Source organism: Streptomyces doebereineriae, assembly GCF_031845645.1.
Classification (GTDB): Bacteria; Actinomycetota; Actinomycetes; order Streptomycetales; family Streptomycetaceae; genus Streptomyces; species Streptomyces canus.
Map to the genome: position 1 here is coordinate 87,724 of NZ_JAVREZ010000029.1, position 22,687 is coordinate 110,410.

Annotated in this window: 19 protein-coding genes, 1 tRNA gene and 1 pseudogene; 5 read left to right on the forward strand and 16 right to left on the reverse strand. The window is 70.2% G+C overall.

The genetic code is table 11. The features are described from left to right. Positions 1-7 precede the first annotated feature (7 nt). The 3 genes from RNB18_RS46645 to ettA are packed head-to-tail and all read right to left on the reverse strand — an operon-like array spanning position 8 to position 2,753. Complete coding sequence (locus RNB18_RS46645) at positions 8-676, reverse strand: hypothetical protein (RefSeq protein WP_311720247.1); 669 nt, start codon at positions 674-676, stop codon at positions 8-10. Next, positions 673-1,086, reverse strand: coding sequence for an acyl-CoA thioesterase (locus tag RNB18_RS46650; protein ID WP_057609559.1), 414 nt, complete (start codon positions 1,084-1,086; stop codon positions 673-675). The genes RNB18_RS46645 and RNB18_RS46650 overlap by 4 nt, the downstream gene beginning before the upstream one ends. Before the next feature lie 2 nt (positions 1,087-1,088). Beyond that, positions 1,089-2,753: an energy-dependent translational throttle protein EttA gene (gene ettA / locus RNB18_RS46655; protein ID WP_311720248.1), complete on the reverse strand. Its 1,665-nt coding sequence runs from the start codon at positions 2,751-2,753 to the stop codon at positions 1,089-1,091. 190 nt (positions 2,754-2,943) lie between these two features. Between ettA and RNB18_RS46660 the strand changes: the two genes are divergently transcribed. After that, positions 2,944-3,417: a hypothetical protein gene (locus RNB18_RS46660; protein WP_311720249.1), complete on the forward strand. Its 474-nt coding sequence runs from the start codon at positions 2,944-2,946 to the stop codon at positions 3,415-3,417. Positions 3,418-3,845: 428 nt separating this feature from the next. After that, on the forward strand, positions 3,846-4,676 hold the full coding sequence (locus RNB18_RS46665; protein ID WP_311720250.1) for a hypothetical protein: 831 nt from the start codon (positions 3,846-3,848) through the stop codon (positions 4,674-4,676). Between the two features lie 195 nt (positions 4,677-4,871). Here RNB18_RS46665 and RNB18_RS46670 read toward each other — a convergent pair whose 3' ends face one another. The 5 genes from RNB18_RS46670 to RNB18_RS46690 all read right to left on the reverse strand — a co-directional run bounded on the left by RNB18_RS46670 (position 4,872) and on the right by RNB18_RS46690 (position 11,276). Beyond that, a complete protein-coding gene (locus RNB18_RS46670) occupies positions 4,872-5,237 on the reverse strand; it encodes a hypothetical protein (RefSeq protein WP_311720251.1) in 366 nt (121 codons plus the stop codon). A 33-nt stretch (positions 5,238-5,270) separates the two neighbouring features. Next, positions 5,271-6,683 carry a TQXA domain-containing protein gene (locus RNB18_RS46675; protein ID WP_311720252.1) on the reverse strand — a complete coding sequence of 471 codons (1,413 nt, stop codon included), beginning with the start codon at positions 6,681-6,683 and terminating at the stop codon, positions 5,271-5,273. A gap of 267 nt (positions 6,684-6,950) precedes the next feature. Next, positions 6,951-7,412, reverse strand: a complete 462-nt coding sequence (locus RNB18_RS46680; protein WP_311720253.1) for a single-stranded DNA-binding protein — start codon at positions 7,410-7,412, stop codon at positions 6,951-6,953. A 219-nt stretch (positions 7,413-7,631) separates the two neighbouring features. Next, on the reverse strand, positions 7,632-9,665 hold the full coding sequence (locus RNB18_RS46685) for a YfjP family GTPase (protein WP_311720254.1): 2,034 nt from the start codon (positions 9,663-9,665) through the stop codon (positions 7,632-7,634). 3 nt (positions 9,666-9,668) lie between these two features. Further along, positions 9,669-11,276, reverse strand: a complete 1,608-nt coding sequence (locus tag RNB18_RS46690) for a dynamin family protein (RefSeq protein ID WP_311720255.1) — start codon at positions 11,274-11,276, stop codon at positions 9,669-9,671. Between the two features lie 322 nt (positions 11,277-11,598). Here RNB18_RS46690 and RNB18_RS46695 point away from each other — a divergent pair. Both RNB18_RS46695 and RNB18_RS53950 read left to right on the forward strand, forming a co-directional pair. Next, positions 11,599-11,671 (forward strand) — tRNA-Arg (locus tag RNB18_RS46695). A gap of 107 nt (positions 11,672-11,778) precedes the next feature. Further along, positions 11,779-12,087 (forward strand): annotated as a pseudogene (locus RNB18_RS53950) (transposase); the annotation flags it as partial. A gap of 77 nt (positions 12,088-12,164) precedes the next feature. On the opposite strand, the gene RNB18_RS46700 reads toward RNB18_RS53950, so the two are convergent. Then, positions 12,165-13,235 (reverse strand): CaiB/BaiF CoA transferase family protein, encoded by a 1,071-nt coding sequence (locus RNB18_RS46700; protein ID WP_311720256.1) that lies wholly within the window; start codon positions 13,233-13,235, stop codon positions 12,165-12,167. Between the two features lie 168 nt (positions 13,236-13,403). Between RNB18_RS46700 and RNB18_RS46705 the strand changes: the two genes are divergently transcribed. Further along, entirely contained in the window at positions 13,404-13,820 is a 417-nt protein-coding gene (locus RNB18_RS46705) for an organic hydroperoxide resistance protein (RefSeq protein WP_311720257.1), read from the forward strand. 117 nt (positions 13,821-13,937) lie between these two features. On the opposite strand, the gene hemL is transcribed toward RNB18_RS46705, so the two are convergent. From hemL to RNB18_RS46740, 7 genes are all read right to left on the reverse strand, one after another. Further along, entirely contained in the window at positions 13,938-15,230 is a 1,293-nt protein-coding gene (gene hemL, locus RNB18_RS46710) for a glutamate-1-semialdehyde 2,1-aminomutase (RefSeq protein WP_311720258.1), read from the reverse strand. Continuing rightward, complete coding sequence (locus RNB18_RS46715) at positions 15,227-17,272, reverse strand: acetate--CoA ligase family protein (RefSeq protein ID WP_311720259.1); 2,046 nt, start codon at positions 17,270-17,272, stop codon at positions 15,227-15,229. The genes hemL and RNB18_RS46715 overlap by 4 nt, the downstream gene beginning before the upstream one ends. Next, the gene (hemA, locus tag RNB18_RS46720; protein WP_311720261.1) at positions 17,269-18,615 is read right to left on the reverse strand and encodes a glutamyl-tRNA reductase; all 1,347 of its coding nucleotides are present in this window, start codon (positions 18,613-18,615) and stop codon (positions 17,269-17,271) included. The genes RNB18_RS46715 and hemA overlap by 4 nt, the downstream gene beginning before the upstream one ends. 4 nt (positions 18,616-18,619) lie before the next feature. Next, complete coding sequence (gene hemB, locus RNB18_RS46725; RefSeq protein ID WP_311720262.1) at positions 18,620-19,636, reverse strand: porphobilinogen synthase; 1,017 nt, start codon at positions 19,634-19,636, stop codon at positions 18,620-18,622. A 73-nt stretch (positions 19,637-19,709) separates the two neighbouring features. Beyond that, positions 19,710-20,510 (reverse strand): aspartate/glutamate racemase family protein, encoded by an 801-nt coding sequence (locus RNB18_RS46730; RefSeq protein ID WP_311720263.1) that lies wholly within the window; start codon positions 20,508-20,510, stop codon positions 19,710-19,712. Further along, positions 20,479-21,804: an FAD-dependent oxidoreductase gene (locus RNB18_RS46735; RefSeq protein ID WP_311720264.1), complete on the reverse strand. Its 1,326-nt coding sequence runs from the start codon at positions 21,802-21,804 to the stop codon at positions 20,479-20,481. Before RNB18_RS46735 ends, RNB18_RS46730 begins: the two co-directional genes overlap by 32 nt. Beyond that, on the reverse strand, positions 21,801-22,544 hold the full coding sequence (locus tag RNB18_RS46740) for a maleate cis-trans isomerase family protein (protein WP_394817780.1): 744 nt from the start codon (positions 22,542-22,544) through the stop codon (positions 21,801-21,803). Before RNB18_RS46740 ends, RNB18_RS46735 begins: the two co-directional genes overlap by 4 nt. Positions 22,545-22,687 lie beyond the last annotated feature (143 nt).

Genomic DNA, 22,687 nt, shown 5'->3' on the forward strand with positions numbered 1-22,687 from the left:
CGAGCGCTCAGCGCACGCTGACGCCGAGAGTCCCAAGTCCCCCTTGCCGTACGGCGATCGAGCCGTACGGCGTACGAAGCCGCAACCACGCCCCCGACGAGAAGAGCGCCAACTCCCCGCCGGAGCGCAGGAATCCCAGTGACTGGGCCGCGTGCACGGCCCGCACGGGAAGCCGCGTGTCCGCCACGGTGCGGGACCAGATCTCCCGCCCGAGCCGGTCGAGTTCGGCCCGCGTACGCGCCTCGGGGTCCAACTCCTCGGTACGGGCCCGGAATTCGGCGACCCCGGTGTGGACGAGCGCCCGCAGCGCCTCCGGCCCCGGCAACCCGGCCACCGCCTGCCACCCGCCACGCGGTGGCAGTACTCCGGCCCACGGCGGGCCGGTCACCGCCTGCGGCACGACAGCCGTGCCCGCACCCTCGTCGACGGACTCGAGGAGCTCCCCGGCGGACACGGTCACGTCGAGCATGACGTCGAGCCCGTTCTCGTACGGCTTGGCCAGTCGCACCGCCCGGATCGCCAGCACCTCGAAGGACGGCGGGCGCCCGAAGACGGCGAGCGCGGTCCCGGCCCCCTGGAGCCGTACCGCGGCCGAGCGGTCGTAGTGGAGCAGCCGGGAGAGGAAGGCGGCGAGGTCCGCGGCCTCCCCCTCGTCGGCCAGGTGGAGCACCGTCATGCGGCGACGGCCTCCTCCTCGTCGTCGTCCCGGTACTCCTCGAGGAACTCCCGTTCCTCCGCCGTGATCCGGCGCGGCCGCTGGGCCTCGAAGTCGAACGGCACTATCACCGTCGAGGCCCGGACGTAGACGTCGTCGCCGTCCTTCACCTCGTAGGCGATGGTGAAGGACGCCGCCCGGATCTCGGTGATCCACAGCTCGATGTCCACGGGCGCATGCCGGTGGACCAGCTGCCGCTTGTAGTCGATCTCATGGCGTGCCACCACGGACCCCTGCTTGAAGTCCTTCTCCGGGCGGAACAGGAAGTCGATACGGGCTTCCTCCAGGTAGCGGAGGAAGACCACGTTGTTGACGTGGCCGTACGCGTCCATGTCCGCCCAGCGCAGCGGGCAGCGGTAGATGTGCCGCAAGATCAGCCCCGGGTCAGCTTCTTGTAGGTGGCGCGGTGCGGACGCGCCGCGTCGGCGCCGAGCCGCTCGACCTTGTTCTTCTCGTACGACTCGAAGTTGCCCTCGAACCAGTACCACTTGGACTCACCCTCGTACGCGAGGATGTGGGTCGCGACCCGGTCCAGGAACCAGCGGTCGTGGGAGATGACCACAGCCGCGCCCGGGAACTCGAGCAGAGCGTTCTCGAGCGAGGACAGGGTCTCGACGTCGAGGTCGTTGGTGGGCTCGTCGAGGAGCAGCAGGTTGCCGCCCTCCTTGAGCGTGAGCGCCAGGTTCAGGCGGTTGCGCTCACCACCGGACAGGACGCCGGCCGGCTTCTGCTGGTCCGGACCCTTGAATCCGAAGGCGGAGACGTAGGCCCGCGACGGCATCTCGACCTGGCCCACGTTGATGTAGTCCAGCTCGTCCGACACCACGGCCCAGAGGGTCTTCTTGGGGTCGATGTTGGCGCGGCTCTGGTCGACGTAGCTGATCTTGACCGTGTCGCCGATCTTGACCGTGCCCGAGTCCGCGGGCTCAAGACCCTGGATCATCTTGAACAGCGTGGTCTTGCCCGCGCCGTTCGGGCCGATGATGCCCACGATGCCGTTGCGCGGCAGCGTGAACGAGAGGTCGTCGACCAGGACCTTGTCGCCGAACGCCTTCGAGAGGTTGTTGACCTCGACGACGATGGAGCCCAGACGCGGGCCCGGCGGGATCTGGATCTCCTCGAAGTCCAGCTTCCGCATCTTGTCGGCCTCGGCCGCCATTTCCTCGTAACGAGCCAGGCGGGCCTTGGACTTGGTCTGGCGGCCCTTGGCGTTGGAGCGGACCCACTCCAGCTCTTCCTTGAGGCGCTTGGCGCGCTTCTCGTCCTTGCGGCCCTCGACCTTGAGGCGAGTGGCCTTCTTCTCCAGGTACGTGGAGTAGTTGCCCTCGTAGGGGATCGCGCGACCGCGGTCGAGCTCGAGGATCCACTCGGCGACGTTGTTCAGGAAGTACCGGTCGTGAGTGACGGCGACGACAGCGCCCGCGTACTTCGAGAGGTGCTGCTCCAGCCAGTTCACCGACTCGGCGTCGAGGTGGTTGGTGGGCTCGTCGAGGAGGAGCAGGTCCGGGGCCTCGATCAGCAGCTTGCAGAGCGCGACGCGACGCTTCTCGCCACCGGAGAGGGTCGTGACAGGCCAGTCGCCGGGCGGGCAGCCCAGCGCCTCCATGGCCTGCTCCAGCTGCGCGTCCAGGTCCCAGGCGTTGGCGTGGTCCAGGTCCTCCTGGAGCTTGCCCATCTCGTCCAGCAGCGCGTCCGAGTAGTCCGTCGCCATGAGCTCGGCGACCTCGTTGAAACGGTTGAGCTTGCCCATGATCTCGGCAGCGCCGTCCTGGACGTTCTCCAGGACCGTCTTGGACTCGTCGAGCTTCGGCTCCTGCATGAGGATGCCGACGCTGAAGCCGGGCGACAGGAACGCGTCGCCGTTCGACGGCTGCTCAAGGCCCGCCATGATCTTGAGAACGGTGGACTTACCGGCACCGTTAGGCCCGACCACACCGATCTTCGCGCCGGGCAGGAAGCTCAGCGTCACGTCGTCAAGGATCACCTTGTCTCCGTGCGCCTTACGCGTCTTGCGCATGGTGTAGATGTACTCAGCCAAGAGAAACCGTCCGGCAACTTGAGATCTGGAGTGGGCAGATACACCCCATCTTGCCTGAGGTCCACCCCTGGGTGGTAACCCATATGGTCGGGGGGCTGTGACCTGGGGGTTCACCAGTGGCCATGGTGGCTCGTCCGTCACTGTCGGTTGCTGGTGGGCAGCCTGAGCGGTTGACTGAGGGGCGGCTTTGATGATCCAGCCTGCGGTGTTCGGCGTCTCTCGCCTCGGCTGCTGGGTTGCCGTGGACGCCGAGTTCATCACCATCCGTGGGCTCCTCCCCTACCGGAGGCGTATCCCCCTGGAGCGTGTGGTGGCGATCGTGGAGCGCGGCACCCTGGTGGTCTGGTGCGATGCACGTGGGCGGCTGCGCCGTAAGAGAATCGGCTTCTTCGGGGCTGGGCGCGGTTGGGTCGACACGAGCTACGGCAGAGGCAGAGCGCTGCAGGACTGGTTCGTCGGCGCCCTGCAAGATCGATTCGGTGGCGGCAAGAGGGTCGTTCAGCACATGGAGGATGAGCCTCTCCTTGCGGAGGCTCGTGTCGCGCACCGAGTCGAGAAGTGGACCCGTTCACGCGATCCGGCGCTCCACAAGATCTGGGCCAAGCGGGTTCGAGTCCTTGAGGTGGAACTCGATCGACGTCGTGGACCGGCTTCGAGTCGGTGATGAGTCCTGAGCGTGTGGCACGCGGTCGGCGTAGCGACTTTGACCGGGAGCTGCTCTGGCGCGAGTGATCATGGCCGGCCTCGGCGAGCCTGGGCTCCTCCCACCGTCAGTGGTGACGCCTACGTCCGACATGATGCGGCGCCATTGGGGCTGCTAGACGCCGTGTACCCACCGAAGGGCACGGCGGCGAGCGCCGGCAGACGGCTCGTCCTGCACGCGATGCACAGCGTCGTCGACCGGCTCCCGCCTGCTGCGCTCGCTGAGCCTGTCGCCGGACAGCGGGATCGGCCGGCTGACGTCATGCCATGGCCTGACGAGGACGAAGAACCGTACCCGCTTCCCTCTTCCGTGCGCCGATCCAGCCCCCGCCACTCGTGACCTGGACGAACACCTCCCCGCCCACCCGCTGTCAGGGATAGCCTGACGCCATGCCGGATGCCGCAGACCTCTCCTCCCCCTCGGCCGCCCCCGAGCTCCACCGCCTCTCCCCCCGCGACGAGTCCCGAGTCGCCCTCGCGCTCACGCTCCGCCAGCTCGCCGACGCCGTAATCGACGCCGTGCCCGTCGAGCCGGAGACCGAGCCCGGCGATCTGCTGCGTACCGCTCTGAAGCTCCAGCGCCGGACAGAGGACGTGGTGCGGGAGGCCGTGGTCGCCGAGCGGGAGCGCGGGACCACCTGGGCCGAGATCGGGGAGGTCGCCGGCGTCACCCGGCAGTCCGCCCACGAGAAGTGGTACGGCGATGTGCACGCCTGGGCGGCCATCGGCCGTAGCGCCCTGCCACCGCACCTGAAGACACTCGAGGTGGCCGCCGAGGCCGACGCCCGGTACGCCGGGCTGCGTCCCGACCGGCCGCACGCGGTCACCTCAGGGCTGGACGCCGTCCGTTTTCCCGGCTCCCACGCCTACGAGGCCAGCCTGCGGGTCCGCGGTTCCGCCCTGCACACCCGGCGCACGAAACTGGACGCGCGGGCCACGAAGCTCAACGAGGCGTACAGCGCGCTGCACGAGCACGGCCCCGCCAACGCGCCCATCGGTGACGATCCCCTTGCCCTCGACGCCCACCGCGGACATGCGGACGCCGTCCGCGCCAACCGGCTCGCCATCGCGGCCGTGCACGCGGAAATCGCCACCGTCTACGACCAGCTCGTCACCGCCGAGCCCTCCCTGGCCGAGGAACACCGCACCCAGTCCGACTGGCACCGCAACGCCTCCGAACAGGCCCGCGGCTACGCCGACCTCCTGAACGATCATTCTTGACGTGCGGCCCGGACACGACGCCCCTTCCGCCCGTCCGGGCATGGCCACTCATCAGGGACGCACTCATTCCCGGTCCGAGTGATCTCGAGGCCGGCCCGCAGACCGCCGCCCGGGCCGTCACTTTCCGCGCCGCCCACCATCTCGTGACCCGTTTCGTCGACACGCGAGCCGACCCGAAAACCTGACGGGCAGCCCCTACGCGTCGGAGCCGCCCCGCACCGCCAGCAACACGGCGGCGCCCACAGCCAGCGCCCCCACCGCCCCCGCGGACCGCATCAGCCCGTGGGACGAGCGCCACGACAGCACCGACCACTTCGACTGCGCCGACAGCAGCGACCCCGTGCTCAGCCAGGAACCCGCCGAGATCAGGGACAGGGCCGAGCCGATCGAGCCGACGGACAGGGCGCTGCCGATCGAGCCGACCGAGAGCGCCGAGCCCACGGAGCCGATGGACAGGACCGAGCCCACCGAGCCGATCGACAGCACCGAGTCCTGCGACCACAGGGACAGCACCGAGTCCGAGGAGGTGTGACGCGCCGGTGATGCGGAGGGCTTGGTCATGATGCCATTCTGCCCGTCACCGACGCGCCGCGGTCAGTCCTGTGCCCGGTTCTGCTTCCTGCCGGTGAGGACCAGGGCCGCGCCCCCGATCACCACCAGGGCGATGGCGGTACCGGCGATCAGCGGGGTCGTGGCGGAGCCGCCGGTCTCGGCGAGGTTGACGTCGGTGGTGGGGACGGCCACCGTGGCGGGGCTGGGCTCGCTCAGCGTCTGGGTCGTGGCGCCCGTCTCGCTGCTGCGGGTGCGGCAGTCGAGGACGCCGGTGAAGCGCTTGGCGAGACCGTCGGGGCCGGTGATCGTGAAGTCGTACGCCTGGTCCTCCTGGAGCGGGACCGTCACCGTGCGGGACTCGCCCGCCGCGATGGCGTACTCCGTGCCCATCAGCTCGAACGCGAACTCCTCGTCGCCCTGGTTGACCGCGGTGATGTCCAGGCCGCCCTTGGTGCAGTTCCGCGCCGCGGAGAGGGCTGGTACGGCGCCCTCCTTCGCCCACGTCGCGCTCGCCGTCGCCGAGACCGTCGACTCGCTGGAGCCGGCGAGTATCTGCGTCTGGCTCCGGCTCTCGGAGGCGAACGCCCGCCCGACCGGCACAGTGGTCGAGGCCTGCACGGTGAGGTCGGCCGAGCCCGCCGACGCGTCCTCGGGAACGTCGAAGTAGAGCTCGCTGCCGTTGCTCGCGGAGGTCACCGGCCTGCCGTCCTTGCCGACGATCCGCACGCCGCTGGTGGCCGCGTCCGCCGGCGGGGTGACGGTCACGCCGGCCGCGTTGGTGTGCACCGTGACCGGGCCGAGCAGTTCGCCGGGGTGGCCGGAGACCGCGGGCGGGTCGAGCGTCAGCGACGCCGTCGGCTCCACGAGGTCACGGGCGCTCTTCTCCAGGTGGTCCGCGAGCTTCTCGGCCTGCGGGTCGACGGCGTCGACGTCGGCGTGGTCCGAGAAGCGCCAGATCGCCACCTGGGTGCCGGCCGCCGCGTCCTGCTCGGTCAGGCCCGAGGCGATACCGGCCTTGGCCGCGAGCGCCGCGAGATCGTTGACCTGGGGATAGGAGTTCTGCAGGATCCAACGGATCTTGCCCGCACCCTTGTTGGTGCCCAGTGAGGTGCCGCTCCAGTCGGTCTCGTGGTACTTGGCGTCCTTCTGCGTGGGGTTGTAGAGGTCGACGCAGTACGTCTGCAGGGTTCCGCCGCCCTCGACGGACATCTCGAACAGCCCGGCAGGCACCCGCAGATCGCTGTCGGTGTCGTGTATCACCGCGTCGCCGTAGGTCTTCAGGCCACCTATGGTGGCGGTCGCCCCTCTCTGGTTCTGCGCCGCCTCGTCCGCGGACGCCGTGTCGGCGACGGCCACCGTCGCACCGGCGGCGAGCAGGCCGGAGACGAACGTGACGGCCGCGAGGCGGGCCGCCCCCCGTCCGCGCACGGACAGCGCAGAGAACGCAGAAAACACGGAATTCCCCTTCGAACAGGACCCGTTGACGAGCGGGGTGGCGGTCCCACCAGCAGAATCAGTAACCCCGGGAGCTGTGTTCGGCATCCTAGGGACGCGGCCGCCCCCCTCTTCCCGGGGATGCGGTCGGAAGATCGATCCGACTCGGAATCGTTATCGCCAAGCACTTTCACCCGCAGGGCTTATCGACAAATCGACCGGAGGCGTCCGGAACGTAGTCGCCGATAAGCCGCACTTCGGTCAGGGCCGCGGCGTCCTCGGCCGACGTCACGTCACCGCGACGGCCTCCTGTCGGTCCGCGGTCTCAACGGGCGGTGTCTCCCAGGCCGGCTCGGGCTGCGCGGACGAACCCGCGACGGTGTTCTCCGTCCGCTGTGTGCGTCGGAAGGCCGAGGTGCCGCGCGCGAGGTCGTGGCCGATCGCCACCGCGTCGATGTCGGCCGAGGTCCAGGCCGGCTGCCCCTCGCGCCCTTCCGAACGCACCTTCAACCTGCCGTGGACGACCACCGGATCACCCACGTTGATCGACCCCGACACGTTCGTGGCGAGCTGGCGATTGGCCCACACCGTGAAGAAGTTGGTGTGCCCGTCCGTCCATTCGTTCTTCTCGCGGTCCAGATAGCGCGCGGTCGCCGCCAGCCGGAACCGCACCGACGCGCCCGTGGCCAACTCCCGGTACACCGGCTGTGTCGCCACGTTGCCCACCGCGCAGATCATCGTCTCGTTCATCGCTGGGATCCCCTCCCGGACATGCGTACGGGCCCGTCCCGTACGGCTGCTGCTGTCTGCGTGCCGACCGCGTCACCGCGATCGCCGCGAAGCCAGACTGCCTCCGCCGGGCCGAGCCCGCTGGGCCCTGTGGACGGTCCAGGGGTTGTGGAGAACTCCGCCACCCGAACGAGGGAACGGGCCTCCAGACCCGCCGTCACCCCACCGCTGTCACGGCCCTCACCCCACCCCGACGACCCTGCCGTACTGCTCCCGGACTTCCCGGTAGCGCAGCAGCTCCGCCGCCACCGGATCCAGCACCCGCGCCCGCCCGCACCCGGACGCCGCCTCCCGCAATCGCCGTTCCGCCTCCACGCCGTACCGTCGCGCGGGCCCCCGTGCCGCCATCCGGCAGCTCCACTCGACGATCGGGCCACCGATGATGCCGGCCACCATCAGCAGCACCGGGACCCCCAGGTTCGGCGCCATGACCCCGACGATCTGGCCCACCAGCCAGAGCCCGCCGACGATTTGAAGGAGCGTCATGGACGCCTGCGCCAGTACGGCCACCGGCCACCAGCCCGGACGCGGCGGACGGCCCGGTGGCAGCCCGGCTCGGGCCGTCAGCTGGTCCAGCGCCTCGGGCAGTCCCTGGGAGCCGCGTACGGCCGCCTCGCGCACCGCCTGCGCCCACGGCGCGGGCAGCCCCGCCGAGGCCCGGTCGGCGAGCGTCCGTACGGCCTGCTCCACACGCTGGCGCGCGGTCGCCTCCTCGTCGGGCTGGGCACGCACCGGCAGCCGTCCGGTGGAAGGTTCGCGCCGGTCGTCGAACCAGCGCCACAGCCGCAGCCAGGGCGTCCCGCACGCGCGGTTGGCGTTGCGCAGCCAGGCGCGTTCGGCCGCCTCGCCCGCCGCGGTGGCGCCGACCGCGTCCGCGAGGCGGGCGGCGAAGTCGTCGCGCGCCGCCTCGCTCAGCCCGGTGCGCCGGCCCGTCGCGTAGACGGGCCGCAGCCGCCATGCCGCCGCGTCCACGTCGGCCGCGATCCGCCGCGCGGGAGCCCCGCGCTCCGTCACGAAGTGGCCGAGCGTCTCCCGCAGTTCACCGACACCGTCCCCGGTGAGCGCCGACAGGGCGAGCACCGTGGCACCCGGTTCGCCGTACTCCCCGAGGACGATCCCGTCCTCGTCCAGCAGCCGCCGCAGATCGTCGAGGACCTGCTCGGCGGCCTCCCCGGGCAGCCGGTCGATCTGGTTGAGGACGACGAACATGACCTCCGCGTGGCCCGCCATGGGCCGCAGATAGCGCTCGTGCAGGATCGCGTCGGCGTACTTCTCGGGGTCGACGACCCAGATGACGGCGTCGACGAGCGCCAGGATCCGGTCCACGTGCTCGCGGTGCTGGACCGCGGCCGAGTCGTGGTCGGGCAGGTCGACCAGGACGAGCCCGCGCAGCTGGGCCTCCGACTCGGCACTCTGCAGCGGGCGCCGCCGCAGCCGGGGCGGGATGCCGAGCCGTTCGATGAGACTGGCCGAACCGTCGCTCCAACTGCACGCGATCGGCGCCGCCGTGGTCGGCCGACGTACGCCGGTCTCCGAGATGGTCACTCCGGCGAGCGCGTTGAACAGCTGCGACTTGCCGCTGCCCGTCGCACCGGCGATGGCGACGACGGTGTGCTGCCCGGAGAGCCTGCGCCGGGCGGCCGCCTCGTCCAGGACCTGGCCGGCCTCGGCGAGCGTCCGGTTGTCCAGCCGGGTCCGCGAGAGCCCGACCAACTCCCGCAGCGCGTCCAGACGGGAGTGCAGAGGGCCGTCGTACGTGAGCGGGGCGGCGGGCGGTGCGTTGTGCCCACGGACCTCCATGGCGGCGGCCTGCTCGGTCTCGGCGGTGACCCGGCGCGCGATGAGCCCGTCGTCCCAGGCGTCCGCGGATTCGTCGTCAGAGGGGGCAGCGGCGTCGACCGGCTCCGGGGAGCCGCTACCGGCGTCCCTGCGCCCGCGCCCCGCACGCGAACGCGCACGCGCGTGACCGTCGACAGGCACACGACCCGGAGCCTCGCTCACGTTCCCCTCCTCGTCCCGCTCAGGACCGCTCTCCGTCCCCGACACCTTCTCCACGCGCGCGTGCTCGTCCTCGCCCTCCGACTCCACTTCGGCTTCGGCCTCGGGCAACGGCTCCTCGACCGGCCTCTGCCCGTCGCTCTCCCCGTCCCCCGATTCCCCCGATACGGCGTTCCCCGCCTGCTCCGTGTGGTCCTGATCCGTGACGGCGGTCATCGGTCACCTCTCCTTCTGCAGTACGGACAGCGCGGCGATGAGTTCGGCCTGGGGTTCGGGGTGTACGTCGAGTGCGTCGAGCGGTGCGAGCCGGCGTTCGCGTTCGGTGTGCACGACCCGGTCGAGGTGCTCGGCGAGCAGCCGTCCACCTCGGTCGCGCAGCCGCAGGGCTCCGTGGGCGCCGATCCGCTCGGCGAGCCCCTCACCGGCGACCCGCGCCCGGCGTCCGCCGAGCAGCGCGGTGGCGACGAGGGCGGCGACCGTCTCCGGGTCGGGCGCGACCCCGCGGTCGAGGGCGCGGATCTCCTCCTCGGCGTACTCCTCCAGCTCCCGCCGCCAGCGTCGTACGGCCATCCCGATCCGGTGCTCGGCGCTCTCCGGGGTCGGATCGCGGTCCGTCAGTTCCGGTGCGGCCGCGGCCGGTTCGCGCCGCCATGCCTCGTCGACGCGCTCGTCGGCGGCGGTCACCGAGCACAGCAGGAGGGCGCCCAGACTCTCCACGAGGGCGTCCAGGAGCTCCGCGGCGGTGCAGTCCAGGGGGAAGGCCCGCCAGCGCTTGAGGGCGTCACCAGCGAGCACGGCACCGGCCTGGAGCCGCCCCCGCACACGCGCGTACTCGCTGTCGTACGCCCCCTCGACGGCGGCGGTGAGCCGCAGCGCGGCCGCGTACTGGGCGGCGGCCGCGCCGGCCAGCTCGGGCATCCGGGACTTGAGGGAGGCGAGCACCCCGAGAGCCGTACGGGCGACGGCGCGCTGTCGGGCCGCGGGGTCCTGCACCTGGTGGACGAGCCAGGTCCGCAGGGACGCCACGGCGGTGGCCGGCAGCAGCCCGCCGCCCCAGGCCGACTCGGGCAGCTCCGGCACCGTGAACCGGGGCACGTCGCCGAGGCCCGCCTTGGTGAGCAGGGCGCCGTACTGCCGCGAGACCTCGGAGACGACCTGGTGCGGCACCCGGTCGAGGACGGTCACGAGCATGGCGTCGTACTCCTTGGCGGTGCGCAGGAGATGCCAGGGGACGGCGTCGGCGTAGCGGGCGGCCGTGGTGACCATGATCCAGACGTCGGCCGCGCAGATCAGCTCGGCGGCGAGGACGCGGTTGTCGGCGACCAGGGAGTCGACGTCGGGCGCGTCCAGGAGCGCGAGGCCCGGCGGGAGGGTGTCGGCGGTCTCGATGCGGAGCACGCGCGTGGGGTCCTCGCCGGGCAGCAGGAGCTCGTCCCCCGCCTCCTGTTGAGGTACCCACACGCGCGTGAGGTCGGGCAGTACGCGCATTCCGCTGAACCAGTGATGGTCCTCCGGATGGCAGACCAGCACCGGTGTCCGCGTGGTCGGCCGCAGCACGCCCGCCTCGCTCACCCGCCGCCCCACAAGGGAGTTGACGAGGGTCGACTTGCCGGCCCCGGTGGAACCGCCCACCACGGCCAGCAGCGGCGCTTCGGGGTCCCTCAACCGGGGCACCAGATAGTCGTCGAGCTGGGCGAGCAGTTCGTCGCGGTTGGCACGCGCGCGTGGGGCCCCCGGCAGGGGCAGCGGAAAGCGTGCGGCGGCGACACGGTCGCGCAGGGCGGAGAGTGCGTCGAGCAGCTGAGGCCGTACGTCCAAGGTCACCACATGTGAAGAATGCCCAATTTTAGGGGAATTCTGAAGCATATGAGCATGTCTGCGCGCCGACGGAACACATCGGACGGAAGGGGCGACTGGGACACGGGCACAGTCCAGGCATAACGAGTGCACAACACCCGGTGCGTGAGACGCCAAAAGCGGTGCACGATTCGTACCTGCCTGCGATTATCAGGACCGCTTCACCGAACCTCCACATCGAGCCACGGAGGCGAAGCAACAGGGACAAGGACGCGGGAGCCCTATCCTTGTCCCCGGCAACGTCACGGACCGGCCCACACCCGGGCACCCAAGACAGAGGCCACCACACCCGGCCCCCGTAGCTCAGTGGATAGAGCAGGCGCCTTCTAAGCGCTTGGCCGCAGGTTCGAGTCCTGCCGGGGGCGCCGCGTTTTCGCAGGTCAGAGGCCACCTCCGGCCCGCCACAAGATCGCTTGCGGTGGGTTTTTCGCTGCCCCCGATGTGACATTTGCCCCGTTTTAGGCAGGCGCGCTTGCGGCACCTGACCGTACCCTGCGCGGCCGCAGCACCACGCCATACGGCATCTGCTTGTCCTGATCCCGAGGTTCCCGCGAAGGCCAAGCGTCGGGTCTTCAATGCCGCCTTCAAGAAGAAGGTCTTGGCCGAGTACGAGGCCGCACCCGAGGGCACCACGGGCGAGGTCCTGCGCCGACACGGAGTCACCTCCGGGCACACCTCCGACTGGCGCAAGTCCCGCGATCTGGGCGCCGGGAGGGCCCTGTCCCCACCGCGGGACCGCAGACCGGTCGACCCGCGCGACGCGCGGATCCGTGAGCTGGAGAAAAGAATCAACAACTCGAAGAGCGGCTGCCCGAGCGGCACCGGCCGAGCTCGCAACTCCCACCCAAGGCCCAGCCGCTACCGGACCCACTCGGCAAGCACAGCCTTGGTGTGTTCGCCTGGTACCGGGGAAGGTCCAGGGGCGGACAACGGGGTGCGCCCGAATCGGGACGCCGGTGCCACCTGCTGGGTGCCGTCAACTTCGATGAAGGCGTGCCGGGCGGTGAGCTGGGGGTGCTCCACCGCTTCCTCGACGGAGAACACCGGGACCGTTCCCGCGTCGACCTCGGCGAAGATCTTCTCCCAGTGAGAGCCGTCGTGCTTACGGAACTTCGCGGCGATCTGCTCCCGCAGCAGTTCCCACTGCGCGGGGTCGTCTCGATCCGCCAGGCCCGGTTCGTCCTGCAGATCGAGTTGGACGAGGAGGGCCTGATAAAGGCGGGGTTCGATGGCCGCGACCGCCATGTACCGGCCGTCGGCGCATTCGTATACGGCGTAGTGCGGCGCGTCGGTGACGGTGTGCACTCCAGGCGCGTTGCGCCACTGGTGGACCAGCGTCGTGACAAGGGCGGCGCCGTCGCTGAGGGCGGTGTCCACAACCTGGCCGGTGCCGGAGATCGAGCGCTCGTACAGGGCCGCGAGGAGTGCTTGAACGTGGGCCATGCCGCCGCCTGCGAAGCTGGAGAGGTAGGCGGCGGGTGGAAGAACCGGGGCACCCGTTTCCGGGTCCGTGTCCAGGGCTCCGGTGAGCGCGAGGACTGCCAGGTCGTGTGCGGTCCGCTCGGCCCATTCTCCGGTCTGTCCCCAGCCGCTCAGCCGACCGTAGACGAGCCGGGGGTTACGGTCTTGAGCCTCCTTCGGACCGATACCGAGCCGCTCTGCCACGCCGGGGCGGAAGCCCTCGATGAGGACGTCGGCGTGTTCGGCGAGTGACAGGACTGTCTGCACGCCGGCGGTGCTCTTCAGGTCGATCACCACCGAGCGGCGGCCTCGGGCCAGCGGGTTCGGTGTACGGGCGGCCTCCGGTGCTGCGGCGGCACGGTCGATGCGCACCACGTCCGCACCGAGGTCGGACAGCACGGTGCCAACGAAGGCGGTGGGGGCGGATCCGGCGAACTCCAGCACCCGCACTCCATCCAGCGGACCCACGAGACCATCTCCTTGGTATTCAGGGAAAGTTATTCGCTTCTTGTCGAGCACGGTATTCATCCGAGGTTCTGCGGTCACTGCGGTAATCCGTAGCGCGCCGGGGAGGGAGGAAGTCCAGGCTGCCATGAGGTTTCTCTTCTACTTTTCGACAAGGAAGGACGGGAATCCATGGGAGTCATCTACACCGCTGAGGTGACATCGTCCGGGGACGGCCGCAAAGGCCGTGTGCGCTCTTCCGATGGGCTGTTGGACGCGCAGCTGACCAGCCCGAAGGAGGTCGGCGGAGCAGGCGACGCCACCAACCCTGAGCAGCTGTTCGCGGCCGGCTGGGCAGCCTGCTTTCACAGTGCTCTGCGCATGTCAGCACGAGAGTCCAAGGTGGTACTGAATGGTGACGAGGTCACCGCGCATGTGGCACTGAACAAGGGGGACAGCGGTTTTCACCTGTCGGCTGTGATCGTTGTGGAACTGCCGGGCCTCGGTGTCGAAGTCGCCCACCGTCTTGCGGCAGATGCGCACAGCAGGTGCCCTTATTCGAAGGCTGTCAGCGGGAACATCGGAGTCGAGGTGACGGTGAAGGTCTGACCGGTTGACGCGGTGGGGTGGTGCACCACCCCACCGCGTCAGGTTCGTTTCTCCGTCGCTTCCGCGCGTCAGCGCCCCCGCAGTTGGTCGCGGGGGCGCTGACGTGTCGTTCCGGCCCTATCCGGCGGTCGCTGCCGCTGCTCCGGCCGCTGCGGCGGGCAGTGCGTCGATGACCCGGTTCACCGCGGTGTCGTCGTGCGAGGCGGAGACGAACCACGCTTCGAAGGGAGACGGCGGCAGGTACACGCCCTGTCGCAGCATCTCGTGGAAGAAGGCGGTGTAGCGGTACGACTCCGTGGCCTGCACATCGTCGAAGTCGACCACCGCGTTCTCGGTGAAGAACACGGAGAACATGGTGCCGGAGTACTGAACACGGTGGGCGACGCCAACGCCGGACAGGGCGGCGGACACTTCCCGGCCGAGGGTTGAGGACACCTCCTCCAGGCGGGCGTACACCTCCGGGGTGCAGTGGCGGAGCGTGGCCAGGCCCGCGGCTGTGGCCAGCGGATTCCCCGACAGAGTGCCGGCCTGGTAGACCGGGCCGGACGGGGCGAGGTGCTGCATGATGTCGGCCCGTCCGCCAAAGGCCGCCGCCGGGAATCCTCCTCCCATCACCTTGCCGTAGGTGACCAGGTCGGGGGCGACCTGGTCACGTCCGTACCAGCCGGATCGGCTGGCACGGAATCCGGTCATGACCTCGTCGGAGATGAACAGCGCGCCGTGCCGGGCGGTGATCTCCTTCAGCCCGGCGTTGAAGCCGGGAAGTGGCGGTACGGCTCCCATGTTGCCGGGTGCGGCCTCGGTGATGACGCATGCGATCTCGTCGCCGATCTCCGCGAAGACCTTCTCGACGGCGGGCAGATCGTTGTAGGGCACGACGATGGTGTCGCCGGCCTGGGCGCCGGTCACGCCGGGGGTGTCGGGCAGGGCGAAGGTCGCGAGGCCCGAGCCGGCCGAGGCCAGCAGCGCGTCCACATGGCCGTGGTAGCAGCCGGCGAACTTGAGGATCTTGTTGCGGCCGGTGAAACCGCGGGCCAGTCGGATCGCCGACATGGTGGCTTCGGTACCCGAGTTGACCAGACGCACCTGCTCGACGGGATCGACGCGCGCGACGATCTCCTCGGCGAGTTCGACCTCTCCCCCGGAGGGGGCGCCGAAGGAGGTGCCGCGTTGCAGGGCGGCCTGGACGGCCTCGAGCACGGCTGGGTGGCGGTGCCCCAGGATCATCGGACCCCAGGAGCAGATGAGGTCGACGTACTCCTTACCCTCGGTGTCGGTCAGGTAGGGGCCGGAGGCCGAGGCCATGAAGGGCGGGGTGCCGCCTACGGCGCCGAAGGCGCGAACCGGGGAGTTGACGCCGCCGGGTGTGACCTTCTGGGCTCGCTCGAACCACTGGGAGCTGGTCGTCATCGGGTGGCCTCCGTCTGGGCGGTGAGGGCCGCGTCGAGGACGACGGCCCCTTGGGGCAGGACGCGGACCGGGTTCAGGTCGAGCGAGTAACCCTGGGGCCAGTCCTGGACCAGATCGGCCACACGGTGCAGGGTTTCGGCGGCTGCGGCCTTGTCGACGGCCTGCCCGCCGCGGGCACCGTCGAGGAGGGCGGTGCCGCGCAGTTCGGCGAGCATCTCGGCGCCCTCGCCGGGGCGCAACGGCAGCAGGCGGTGGGAGACGTCATCGAGGATCTCGGTGAAGATGCCGCCCAGTCCGGCGGTAAGGACCGGGCCCAGGTCGCTGGAGTGCACCCCGACGATGAGCTCGACGCCGTCGTCGGCGAGTTCCTCGACCAGGACGCTGCCGCCCAGGGCGGCGATCTGCCGGAAGGCGTCGACGGCGGTGTCAGGGGTGACGCCGAGCTTCACGCCGCCCGCCTCGGTCTTGTGCAGCAAGCCAGGCACGACGGCCTTGAACACTGCCCGGCCCTCGACCTCCTGGACGGCACGCGCGGCGTCGTCCTCGCTGTCCACGATCCGGCCGCGCGGCACGGTGATGCCCGCTTCGGCCAGCAGCGCCTTCAGCTCCGGCTCCGTGGCCGCCTGCGGAGTCCGGCCCGTGCCGGGCGTCGTGTGCGGCAGCGCGGGGCGCGGTCGGCTGACCTCCCACAGGGCGGCTGCCGCGCGCAGCGCTCGGGCCGGTGTGGGGTACTCGGGGAGCCCGGCCTCGCGCAGGTCGCGCGGAGCGTCGGGGGCAAGGAAGTCGGCGCCGGTCCGGGCGACCAGGATCGGCTTGCCGCCCTTCTCGGCTGCCTTGCGGAGGCTGGTGACGGCCTTCTCGACATCCGGGCCGGCCATGACGCAGAAGCAGGCGACGATGATGTCGACGGTGTCGTCGGCGATCAGTACGTCCAGGGACTTGTCGAACAGGGAGGGGTCGCTGAGCACGGTGGCTGTGATGTCCACCGGGTTGTCGATGGCGCCGAAGGCGGGGACGATCTCGCCCAGCGCGGCCTTGCTCTCCGGCTGCAGCGAGCTCAGCTCCAGTCCGCGGGCCTCGATGGCGTCGGCGGCCAGGATTCCCGAGCCCCCGGAGGTGGTCACCACCGCGACGCGGTTGCCCACAGGGCGTCGCTCGGACTCGAAGACCCGGGCGACGTCGAGGAGTTCGTCGATGTCGTCGACGCGAACGATGCCGAGCTGGCGCAGTGCGGCGTCCAGTACACGGTCGTCGGTGGCCAGGGCACCGGTGTGCGAGGCGGCGGCCCGGCCGCCGGCCTCGGTGCGTCCGGACTTCAGCAGAGCGACCGGCTTGCCGGAGTCGGCGAGCGCCCGCAGGGTGCCGATGTCCGGCGTGTCCTCCAGGTAGCCGAGGAGGCCGGCGACTTCGGGGACCTTGGCCAGTTCCCGCAGGACTTCCAGAGCGGTCACGTCGGCGTCGTTGCCGGTGGAGACCACCCAGCCCGGGCGCAGTCCGCGCTCCAGGGCGAGGCTGGCGGCGCCGAAGCCGAGTGCGCCGCTCTGGCTGACAAAAGCGAGGCTGCCGGGTTCGAAGGGCACGTTCTCCGCACCGAAGAGCGGGCTGAAGGTCGCCAGTACCCGGTTCTCATAGCCGACGGCGCCGATGCAGTTGGGCCCGATGATGCGCAGCCCTCCGGCCCGGGCCTTGGCCACGATCTCGTCCTGGAGCCGCGCGCCTTCCTCACCGGTCTCGGCGAAGCCGGAGGAGGCGATGATGGCCAGGGGGATCCCGGCGGCGACGCAGTCGTCGACGGCGTCGGCCACCCGGGCGGCGGCGACCATGATCAGAGCGAGGTCGATCGGTCCGGGGGCGTCCTTGACGCTGGGGTAGGCGGGGACGCCGAGTATCTCCGGGGAGCGGGGGTTGATCGGCAGGATGCGGCCTTTGTAGCCGTAGCGCAACAGGTAATCCATGGGTTTGCGGCCCAGTGCGCCGGGGCGCTCGCTGGCGCCGATCACGGCAATGGAGTCGGCTGCCCACAGCGCCGATATGTCACTCATGCGATGGCCTCGATCTGTTCCGTGGTCTGCTTGGGGTTCGGGGTGTCGGCGGGCGCGAAGAGCACGCCGAGGGCATCGATGTAGCGGGCGCCGTCCGCGGTGGCCGCCAGTTCGCGGACCCGTACGGTCGGGCGGTGCAGGAACTTGTCGACGATGCGGCGCACGCTGCGGTTGATCTCCTGCTGTGCCGCCTGGTCGATGCCGGTCAGGCGCTTGGACAGCCGGTCCAGTTCGGCGTCGGCGGCCTCGGTCACCGAGCTGCGCATGGCGGCCAGGACGGGGCCGGCGCCGGCGAGCTTCAGGCCGGTCCTGAAGGCTTCGACCTCCTTGTCGACCAGCGCGTGGGCGGCCTGGACGCTGGAGATGGACAGTTCGTCCTGCTCGCCTTCTTCTGCGATCCGCTTGAGGTCGACGAAGGTGACACCGGGGACGGTGGCCACGTCCGGTGAGATGTTGTGCGGCATCGCCAGGTCCAGGACGAACAGTTCGCGGCCCTTCCGGTCGGCGAGGGCCGTCTCGACATCGCGGAGGCCGACGACGTGTCCGGTGGCCGCGGTGGCCCCGACGATCACGTCGACCTCGGTCAGCAGGCGGGGAACGTCCTCCAGGGCGAAGCCTTGACCGCCTGCGGTCTCGGCGAGCCGCTGTGCCTTCTCCGGGGTGCGGTTGGCCAGGTGGACCTGGCTCAGTCCGGAGCGGCGCAGGGCTGCGACCACGACACCGGCCATGGAACCGGCGCCGATCACCAGAGCGGTCTTGCCGTTGAGCGAGCCCACCTGGCGTTCGAAGAACGCCAGGCCGGCGGTGGCCAGGGAGCGGCCGGCCTCGTTCAGGCCGGTCTCGTTGCGGGCCTTCTTGCCCACCCGCAGAGCGGTCTGGACCGCCTTGGTGAGGACCTTTCCGGTCTGGCCGAGCTGCTGCGAGCGGTCCAGTCCCTGCTTCACCTGGCCGAGGATCTGGTCCTCGCCCACGACGACCGAGTCAAGCCCGGATGCCACGGTGAACAGGTGGCGCACCGCGTCGTCCGCCTGGTGGGTGTAGAGGTGGGGGTCGAGTTCGTCGAGGTCCACGCCGGTGTGCTTGGCGATGAGCTCGCGCATGTCGCTGTCGTCGGCGTGGGACCGGGCCTCGGCGTAGACCTCCAGGCGGTTGCAGGTGGAGACCACGACGGCGGCGTCGATGCCGTCGATGGAGGTCACGTCCCGTACGAGGTCGTCCACCGGGCGGTCGGTCGCGGACAGCCGCTCCAGGAGGTCCAGCGGCGCGGTGGCGTGGCTGACGCCCAGAGCCATGACTCCGGGTGCGTTGGCACCGCGGGTCGGGGTATCGGTGCGGTCGGTCATGGGGTCACCGATCCAGGCTGTCGGCGAACTCGGCCGCCCAGTAGGTGATGATCTGGCTGGCGCCGGCGCGGTGAATGGAGGTCAGACTCTCCCGGATGACGTTGTCCCGGTCGATCCAGCCCTTGGCTGCGGCGGCCTCGATCATGGAGTATTCGCCGGACACCTGATAGGCGGCGACGGGAACGTCCACGTGGCCGGCGATCATGCTGAGGATGTCGAGGTAGGCCAGGGCGGGCTTGACCATCACCATGTCGGCGCCCTCGGCGAGGTCGAGGTCGACTTCGCGGAGGGATTCGCGGATGTTGCCGGGGTACTGCTGGTAGCCCTTGCGGTCGCCGGTCAGGGTGGATTCCACGGCGTCGCGGAAGGGGCCGTAGTAGTGAGAGGCGTACTTGGCGGAGTAGCCGAGGATCGCCACGGACTGGTGACCGGCGGCGTCCAGCGCCTCGCGGATGCGGCGGACCTGGCCGTCCATCATGCCGCTGGGGGCCACCACCTGGGCGCCGGCCTCGGCCTGGACCAGGGCGGCCTGGGCGTAGAGCTCGATGCTGGCGTCGTTGTCGACGTCGCCGTCGGCGTCCAGGACGCCGGTGTGCCCGTGGTCGGTGTATTCGTCGAGGTTGATGTCGCCGATCACGACGGTGGCGTCGCCGACCTCCTCGGACACGTCACGCAGGGCGGTCTGCAGGATGCCGTCCGGGTCGACGGCACCGCTGCCCTGAGGGTCCTTGTGCTCGGGTATACCGAACAGCATCAGCGCGCCGACGCCCTTGTCGACCGCCTCCACGGCGGCCTTGCGCAGGGTGTCGCGGGTGTGCTGGTAGACGCCGGGCATGGAGGAGATCTCCCGCGGCTCCTTCAGCCCTTCGCGCAGGAAGAGCGGCTGGACGAGGTTGGCAGCCGATACTCGGGTCTCGGCGGTCAGCCGGCGCAGGGCAGGGGTGCGGCGCAGGCGGCGCGGACGGTAGAAGGGAACGGGGCTAAGGCCGGAGGCGGAGTTGTGGCCGTAGGCGATGGACATGCGGATGCTCCTTGGGTGAGGAAGAGAAGAGGCGACACCGGACGATCCGGCTGCGGGATGACAGAGGTCCGGCTCACAGAGCAGTGCCGAGGAAGACCTTTTCCAGGTGTGTGGTGATGTCCTGGTCGGGGCGGCTGAACCAGTAGCCGTGGTTGCTGCGGGAGAACAGGCCGAGTTCGCCGAGGTTGACAAGAGTTTCGGCGAGCTTGACGGCCACCCCCGCCGGGTCGATGACCGGCAGTCCGTGCAACTCGTGAATGCCCAGATGCCACAGGATCTCGTTGGGGATGCCCTCGGCGGGGATGATGACCTCGGCGCCCGCCTCGGCAGCCCGTTCGGCCGCGGCCGAGTACACCTCGACGAACTGGTCGAAGTCGCCCTCCAGTGAACGGTGAACAGAGTCCCAGCCGCCGGGGACGACCTCGTATCCGGTGAGCCAGGAGGTCAGTCCGTAGCGCTGGATGTTGGCGCGGATGGGCTCCTCCAGCGGGGGCATGAAGCCGAGCACCGCGAAGCGCTGGCCGGTCATGGCGGACAGGAAGAAGGTGCTTTCGCCATAGCCGAGGGTCGGTATGGCGGCCAAGTGCCTGGCGTCTCGCAGGCCCGGGTCCTGGCCGGCCGCGATCAGCCACGCGTCGTAGCCCTCGCGCTCGGCGGTCACCGCGGACTGCGCGAAGTGCTGGGAGAACAGCACCTGGGCGGAGTGGTGGCCGACCAGCCCGAAGGGGGTGCGGTCGGGGTAGGTCTCGGCGGGCAGCGTCTTGATGTCGACGGTGGTGCCGGGGGCGACGATGGCGTCGAGGTGTTCCCGATACCACTGGTCCAGGAGGGGGAGGCGTCCCTCAACGGTGTGCTTGTGAAACCAGATCTTCATGCGCTGTGTCCTTCACTGAAGTGGTGAATGGGGTGGGCGCGTTCGTCTCCCCGGTGGCGTGCGTGGGGCCGGGGAACTGCGGCTGGTTGTGCGGCTTGGGGGCGCAGTCGAGCAGTGAGGCCGTGGTCAGGTAGGCGCGTGTCAGGTCCGGGTCGGCGGCGGTACGGCGGATGTCGTCCAGTGCCTGCTCGAGCGCGCCGGCACTGTCGATACCCGCGGTGCGGGCCTCGCTGCGGGGGATGACCGAGGAGGTGACGACGGACCGGCGGTGTTCCAGGACCGAGGTCAGGGTGGAATCGGAGGCGCGGCCGGTGTACACCTCGGCGAGGGCGCGGCCGACTGCGACGGCGTCGTGCAGTCCGCAGTTCATGTTCATACCGCCGGCCGTGGAGGTCAGATGGGCGGCGTCGCCGATGAACAGCAGGCGTCCGGACCGGAACTGGGGCAGGACGAAGGAGACCAGCCGGTAGGTGTGGGCCTCCGCGGTGACCAGGTCCTGGCCCACGCCGGGCAGCGCGTGCGTGAGCAGTGTGCGCACTGCCTGGGGGGTCGCCACCTCGGCGCGGGGAACCTCCCGGGGGATCCGGAAGATCAGGCGCCAGTGGTCGGGCATGCCGAGCACGCTGAACGACTTGCGGACATCCCGTACGTAGCTGAGCGGGGCGAGTCCCGGGAGGAGCTGGTCGAGAGGTTCCCGGGTGACGACGCGCAGCGCGTAGTGGGGGTAGTCACGGGCGGTGGCGGGCAGGCCGGCAAGATCGCGCAGGGTGCTGCGGCTTCCGTCGGCGGCCACGACGTACGCATAGCGGCCGGCCTGGCCCGTCCCGCTGCCGCTGCCGCTGGTGTCCGCCGAGGTCAGCTCCACGGCGTCCGATGTCCGGCGGGCACCGGTGATTGCGGTGTCGAAGTGCAGCGTGGCCAGGCCGGTGTCCTTCAGCGCAGTGAGCAGGAGCGGGGTGAGCTGGGACTGTTCGACGTGAAGTCGGTGCGGGTGCGCGGTGGTTCCAGCCAGCAGGCGGTAGTCGAGTTCGGCGTGGACTCCACCGTCCAGGTCCCGCCACTGGATGCGGCCCACCTCGCGTCCCAACCGGTGCAGCGCGGCGGCAACACCGAGTTCCGCGAGCAGGTCGAGGGTGGCCGGGTGGAAGGTGGAGGCCCGTGACGCGGTGGACAGCGCCGACTGGGCCTCGTAGACCGTGACGGGAACGCCTGCGCGTGCGAGGACGAGCGCGGCGGTCAGCCCGACCGGCCCGGCTCCCACCACGGCTACGGGCGCGGTCCGGGTGGCGGTCACGCAGCGACCGCCTTGCTGGAGAGCCGGTCCAGCAACGGGTGCACGTCCGGTCCCGAGTTGGGCAGGCCCAGGGTGTCGCGGGCCCACCAGGCGCTGGCCAGGTTCGAGGTCAGCAGGGGCCGGCCGGTGTCGCCGGCGAGTTCGGCCAGGGCGTCGAAGGTGAACATGCCGGTGCCGGTGAAGAGCAGCGCGGCATCGTCGGGCAGCTGCGCCTGCCGTACCTGCGCGACCAGTTCGTCCGTCGTCACGTCGTACGGGGAGTAGCGGCCGGCTGCCTGCACCTTCACCACGTGCGCGACGGACAGACCGGCGTCCCGCCAGTAGGTTTCCGAGAGTTCGGTGAGCCAGGGCATGTACGGCGAGACCAGAACCAGTCTGTCCACCCCGGCGGCCCCGGCGGCCGCGAGGATCGCCATGGCCGCGGAGCGGACCGGGTATCCGGCTTGCTGAGAGAGCTCATCGCACACCTCTCGGTCGCCCCGGGGGGACAGGAGGTAGTGCGATCCGGTGCAGGCCACCACCGCCGCGTCCAGGCGGAGGCTGCCGAAGCCGCCCAGGGCGCCGGGGAGAACCTCGTTGTACGTCTCCAGCCGGCCGCGAAGGTCCGTGTCCGGGAGGACAGGGAACCTGGTCGTGTAGATGTCGGCCCCCGGAGCCATCAGGCGGCTCACTTCGGGTTCCACCGCAGCATTCGCGGGGGGCACAACAACGCCGAGTCGTGCTGGCGTTTCCTGGGCCATAGCTGTTTCCTCCCCAACTCGCTCTTTCGACACCGGAAAAACTATTCGAGTCCGCCGGGGAAGCCGCTACGGGAATCCGTAGATCATGGGGAGGAGTTCGGGAGTTCGAGATCAAAAAAGGGCCGGCGGCGACGCGTATCTGC

What these genes read in the sequence shown, in the direction of transcription:
- RNB18_RS46645 (WP_311720247.1), bottom strand. Translation starts at nt 676, where the DNA reads ATGACGGTGCTCCACCTGGCCGACGAGGGGGAGGCCGCGGACCTCGCC.
- RNB18_RS46660 (WP_311720249.1), top strand. Translation starts at nt 2,944, where the DNA reads ATGATCCAGCCTGCGGTGTTCGGCGTCTCTCGCCTCGGCTGCTGGGTT.
- RNB18_RS46665 (WP_311720250.1), top strand. Translation starts at nt 3,846, where the DNA reads ATGCCGGATGCCGCAGACCTCTCCTCCCCCTCGGCCGCCCCCGAGCTC.
- RNB18_RS46670 (WP_311720251.1), bottom strand. Translation starts at nt 5,237, where the DNA reads ATGACCAAGCCCTCCGCATCACCGGCGCGTCACACCTCCTCGGACTCG.
- RNB18_RS46680 (WP_311720253.1), bottom strand. Translation starts at nt 7,412, where the DNA reads ATGAACGAGACGATGATCTGCGCGGTGGGCAACGTGGCGACACAGCCG.
- RNB18_RS46685 (WP_311720254.1), bottom strand. Translation starts at nt 9,665, where the DNA reads ATGACCGCCGTCACGGATCAGGACCACACGGAGCAGGCGGGGAACGCC.
- RNB18_RS46705 (WP_311720257.1), top strand. Translation starts at nt 13,404, where the DNA reads ATGGGAGTCATCTACACCGCTGAGGTGACATCGTCCGGGGACGGCCGC.
- hemL (WP_311720258.1), bottom strand. Translation starts at nt 15,230, where the DNA reads ATGACGACCAGCTCCCAGTGGTTCGAGCGAGCCCAGAAGGTCACACCC.
- RNB18_RS46715 (WP_311720259.1), bottom strand. Translation starts at nt 17,272, where the DNA reads ATGAGTGACATATCGGCGCTGTGGGCAGCCGACTCCATTGCCGTGATC.
- hemA (WP_311720261.1), bottom strand. Translation starts at nt 18,615, where the DNA reads ATGACCGACCGCACCGATACCCCGACCCGCGGTGCCAACGCACCCGGA.
- hemB (WP_311720262.1), bottom strand. Translation starts at nt 19,636, where the DNA reads ATGTCCATCGCCTACGGCCACAACTCCGCCTCCGGCCTTAGCCCCGTT.
- RNB18_RS46730 (WP_311720263.1), bottom strand. Translation starts at nt 20,510, where the DNA reads ATGAAGATCTGGTTTCACAAGCACACCGTTGAGGGACGCCTCCCCCTC.
- RNB18_RS46740 (WP_394817780.1), bottom strand. Translation starts at nt 22,544, where the DNA reads ATGGCCCAGGAAACGCCAGCACGACTCGGCGTTGTTGTGCCCCCCGCG.